General features: G+C 68.0%; 6 protein-coding genes and 1 pseudogene. All 7 read left to right on the top strand.

Annotation, left to right across the window (positions count from 1 at the left end; genetic code table 11):
- Positions 1-830: pseudogene (locus NI18_RS17760) on the top strand (chromosome segregation protein); the annotation flags it as partial.
- A gap of 47 nt (positions 831-877) precedes the next feature.
- The gene (locus tag NI18_RS17755) at positions 878-1063 is read left to right on the top strand and encodes a hypothetical protein (RefSeq protein ID WP_031394247.1); all 186 of its coding nucleotides are present in this window, start codon (positions 878-880) and stop codon (positions 1061-1063) included.
- A gap of 61 nt (positions 1064-1124) precedes the next feature.
- On the top strand, positions 1125-2369 hold the full coding sequence (locus NI18_RS17750; protein ID WP_031441721.1) for a putative DNA modification/repair radical SAM protein: 1245 nt from the start codon (positions 1125-1127) through the stop codon (positions 2367-2369).
- 63 nt (positions 2370-2432) lie between these two features.
- Positions 2433-3344, top strand: a complete 912-nt coding sequence (locus NI18_RS17745) for an HNH endonuclease (protein WP_037531877.1) — start codon at positions 2433-2435, stop codon at positions 3342-3344.
- Positions 3345-3443: 99 nt separating this feature from the next.
- A complete protein-coding gene (locus tag NI18_RS17740; protein ID WP_037531885.1) occupies positions 3444-3722 on the top strand; it encodes a hypothetical protein in 279 nt (92 codons plus the stop codon).
- A complete protein-coding gene (locus NI18_RS17735; RefSeq protein WP_306286500.1) occupies positions 3719-4159 on the top strand; it encodes a periplasmic heavy metal sensor in 441 nt (146 codons plus the stop codon). Before NI18_RS17740 ends, NI18_RS17735 begins: the two co-directional genes overlap by 4 nt.
- A 68-nt stretch (positions 4160-4227) precedes the next feature.
- Positions 4228-4529: sigma factor (locus NI18_RS23635; RefSeq protein ID WP_037531881.1), on the top strand; the 302-nt coding region annotated here is incomplete at its 3' end.

Genomic DNA, 4529 nt, shown 5'->3' with positions numbered 1-4529 from the left:
CCGCGGCACGCGAGCACCGCGCCGGCGCGCTCGTCCGTGTCGACACACAGGAGCAGCAGCGCCGCGAACTAGGGCGGCTGTCGGGCGAGCGTTTCGCCTGCCCCGCCCCCGTCCTGCCCGAACGCCTCGACTTCGCGGCCGCCGATGTCCGCACCCCTGCGGACGAGAGCCGCGCACAGGACCGCCTGACCGCCGAGCGCGAGCGGATCGGCGCGGTCAACCTCGTCGCCGACCAAGAGCTCGCCGCACTCGAAACCGAGGCGGTCGGCAATGCGGCCGACCGCGACGAGCTGGGTCAGGCGGTCCACCGGCTGCGCGGCTCGATCGGCACGCTCAACCGCGAGGGGCGACAGCGGTTGCTCGCGGCGTTCGAGACGGTGAACGGCCATTTCCAGCGGCTGTTCGCAACGCTGTTCAATGGCGGCAGCGCGCATCTCGAGCTCGTCGATTCGGACGATCCGCTCGAGGCGGGGCTCGAGATCCTCGCCCAGCCCCCCGGCAAGCGGCTCCAGTCGCTGACGCTGTTGTCGGGCGGCGAGCAGGCGCTGACCGCGGTCGCACTCATCTTCGCGCTGTTCCTGACCAATCCCGCGCCGATCTGCGTGCTCGACGAGGTCGACGCGCCGCTCGACGACGCCAATATCGACCGCTTCTGCGACCTGCTCGACCGGATGGCGCGCGACACCGCCACGCGCTACCTCGTCGTCACGCACAATGCGGTCACGATGAGCCGCATGCACCGGCTGTTCGGCGTGACGATGATCGAACCCGGGGTCAGTCGCCTCGTCTCGGTCGATCTTCAGGCCGCCACCATCCTCGTCGCGGCATAAAGGCGTCACCCGCTGCGAAACGCGAGCAATCGCGCTATAATGGTCGGATGTTCCTCGACGACTCGACGATCTGGCCGCGCAAGGACGATCTCCCGCCGCGCAAGCCCGCCTTCCGCCATGAGAAGGCGCTCAGCCGCATGCTCCTCGTCTATGCGCTCGCGTTGATGCTCCTCCCGATCAGCCTCGGCAGCTTCGTCGACATCATCCGCTACGTCGCTGGCCTGTTTGGATAATCCCCCGGACAGTTGATCCGCATCAATCGACAGGCATCTGTGCGGAACGTAAGATGAACGCATGGCCCAGCTCGACACCCGTGAGAAACTCGAGATCCTGGCCGATGCCGCGAAGTACGACGCATCCTGCGCGTCGTCGGGCACAGCCAAGCGCAATTCGAAGGACGGCAAGGGGCTCGGCTCGACCGAGGGCATGGGGATCTGTCATGCCTATGCGCCCGATGGCCGCTGCATCTCGCTGCTCAAGATCCTGCTGACCAACAGCTGCATCTTCGACTGCCATTACTGCATCAACCGCAAGAGCTCGAACGTCCGCCGCGCGCGCTTCACCGCCAAGGAGGTCGTCGACCTGACGATAGCCTTTTACAAGCGCAACTATATCGAGGGGCTGTTCCTCTCCTCGGGGATCATCGCCTCGTCCAACTACACGATGGAGCAGATGGTCGAGGTCGCGCGCAGCTTGCGCGAGGATCATCATTTCCGCGGCTATATTCACCTCAAGACGATCCCCGACGCCGATCCCGAGCTCGTCCATCAGGCGGGACTCTATGCCGATCGCCTGTCGATCAACGTCGAGCTGCCGACCGCAGGCGGGCTCAAGCGGCTCGCCCCCGAGAAGGACGGCGTCCGGATCGAGACCGCGATGCGCGAGGTCAAGGCCTCGATCGTCGACGGCAAGGACGCCAAGGCCAAGTACAAGTCCGCGCCGCGTTTCGCCCCCGCGGGCCAGTCGACGCAGATGATCGTCGGCGCCGATGCCGCGACCGATGGCGACATCGTCCGCAAGGCCTCGACGCTGTACGACCGGTTCGGTCTTCGCCGCGTCTATTATTCGGCGTTCAGCCCGATCCCCGACGCCAGTGCGGTGCTCCCGCTGCAGCGCCCGCCGCTGATGCGCGAACACCGGCTCTATCAGTCCGACTGGCTGATGCGCTTCTACGAATTCCAGCCGCACGAGGTCGTCGCCGCGGCGGATGATGCAACGGGCATGCTTCCGCTCGACATCGATCCGAAACTGGCCTGGGCGCTGAAGTTCCGCGGGTCGTTCCCGGTCGACGTCAATCGTGCCCCGCGCGAGATGCTGCTCCGCGTCCCCGGGCTCGGCGTAAAGGCGGTCAACGGCATCCTGACCAGCCGCCGCTGGCGCCGCCTCCACCTTGCCGATGTCGCGCGGCTGACCGTGTCGGTCGCGAAGATCCGCCCGTTCATCATCGCCGAGGACTGGCGCCCGGTCGCGCTGTCCGACCGCGCCGAGCTCCGCCCGATCGTCGCGCCGAAGCCACGCCAGATGGAAATGTTCGCCTGATCCTCTGGTCGGGGCGTGCGCTGTCGTGGCTGGTGGATCGGGAGTGATGCGCTAAGGTCAGCAATGGCCTTTGGCGTATTCATTCACCGCTCGGACTCGATCTACGACGACAGCCCGGCCGAACGATACCAGTTCCCCGCCCAGTATCTGAGCCGTGCGCAGCCCAGTATCGGCGACTGGATCCTCTATTACGAACCCCGCAAGGTCGCGGCCACGCGCGGCTATTTCGCGGTCGCCAAGGTCGAGCGGATCATCCCCGATCCGTCGACGGCGGCCATGTTTCTCGCGCTGATCGAACCCGGCTCCTATCTAGATTTTGCCACCCCCGTGCCCTTTTCTGGCGCCGACGGTCCAGTCGAACGCGGCGTTCTCAACGATCAGGGGCGGATATCCGGCCGTGCCCAGTCCGCCGTGCGCCCGATCTCGCCTGCCGACTTCAACCGCATCGTCACGCTCGGCCTCGACGACGAGACCCCGCTGCTGCCGCGCACCGGCGATGCCGTGGCCGACACAATAGACGATGGCCATTGGCAGGAGGAACGCCGCCCGTTCCTGATCGAAGGCGAGCGTCCGCGCATCGCCAGCCTTACCTCCCGGATAGTCCGCGACCGGATATTCCGCCGCACCGTCCTGCGCGCCTATGACGAACGCTGCGCGATCACCGGGCTGAAGCTGATCAACGGCGGCGGCCGCGCCGAGGTCGAGGCGGCGCATATCCGCCCGGTCGAGGCGAACGGCCCCGATATCGTCAGCAACGGGCTCGCGCTGTCGGGCACCGCGCACTGGATGTTCGATCGCGGGCTGTTGTCGCTCGCCGATGATCTCGCCATCCTCGTATCGCGCCAGGCCAATGATCCCGACACCATCCGCGGGGTCGTCAACGCGAGCGGCTATGCCACCGCGCCGGCCCGCGCCGCCGATCGGCCGCACCCCCATTTCCTGCAATGGCACCGCGCGCACTGCTTCAAGCGGTAGCGTCGGCATCGCGGCGGCAAGCTCATTCTCGCCACCCGCCAAAAACCATGCGGGATCGCGCGCGGCGGTGCGTATGTCTGGATGCAGAGGGAGCAGACGATGCAGGATCCTGTCGATGAAGGACTGACCCGGCTGGCGGCGATGCCGGTGCCGCGCGCGCTCGATGGCGTCGAGGCGTCGGTGTTCGATGCCATCGCCGAGAATGCGCGCAGTCGGCACGCCAGCCTCCTGGTCGGGCGGTGGTCGGTCGGTACCGCGCTGGTGCTGGGACTGATCGGCGGGGCGGCACCGATCGGCCATGGCGCGCCGGCGCAGGCGTCGATCCCGATCGGAACCGACGGCGCGCTTGCTCCCTCGACCTTGCTGCTCGGGCAGTGACGTCCGTGGTCCGGCGTGCGGCACCGACGATCGTCCTCGCCTTCCTCGCGGCGATCGCCGGGGTGTTTATCGGCGGCTGGATCCGCACGCCGGGTACAGCGCACGGCACCGAACTCCACACGCTGCTCCACCGCGACGTGGTGCTCGACGCCCCGCAGGAGGCGGCGCTCGACCGGCTCGAGGCCGAGTTCGCGGTCCGCCGCGCGGCCCTGGAAGCGGAGTTGCGTGCCGACAATGTCCGTCTCGCCGCCGCGATCGAGCGCGAACATGCCAATGGCCCCGCGGTCGCCGCCGCGGTCGACCGGTCGCACCGGACGATGGGCGCGCTGCAAAAGGCGACGCTCGCGCATGTCTTTGCAATGCGCGGCGTGATGCGCGCCGACCAGACCGCGGCGTTCGACCGGGTCGTCGTGCAGGCGCTGACCCCCGCGCATTGATCCCGCCCCGCCCCGACAGGACCGCGCGCCGCACGAGCATCGATCTCGATGCCTATGACGACGCCGCGCTGGTCGCCGCGCATCTCGCCGGGCCCGCGGCGGACCGGCAGGCGGCGTTCACGGCACTGATGCGGCGGCACAAACAGCCGCTCTACCGCCTGATCCTCGCGCAGATCGGCGATCCCGACGAGGCGCTCGATTTGTTGCAGGACAGCTTTGTCGCGGCGCACGCCGCGCTGTCCCGCTATGACCGCGACCGGTCGCTGCGCGCATGGCTCGCGCGGATCGCGATCAACAAATGCCGCGACTGGCACCGTCGCCGCCGCGTCCGCCATATGCTCGCCCGCGTGTTGCCGATCGAGGCGGGCGG

The organism is Sphingomonas sp. Ant20 (assembly GCF_000783375.1).
Classification (GTDB): domain Bacteria; phylum Pseudomonadota; class Alphaproteobacteria; order Sphingomonadales; family Sphingomonadaceae; genus Sphingomonas; species Sphingomonas aerolata.
Note: the sequence above shows the minus strand (reverse complement) of the source record. Positions and strands in the feature narration are given on the sequence as shown.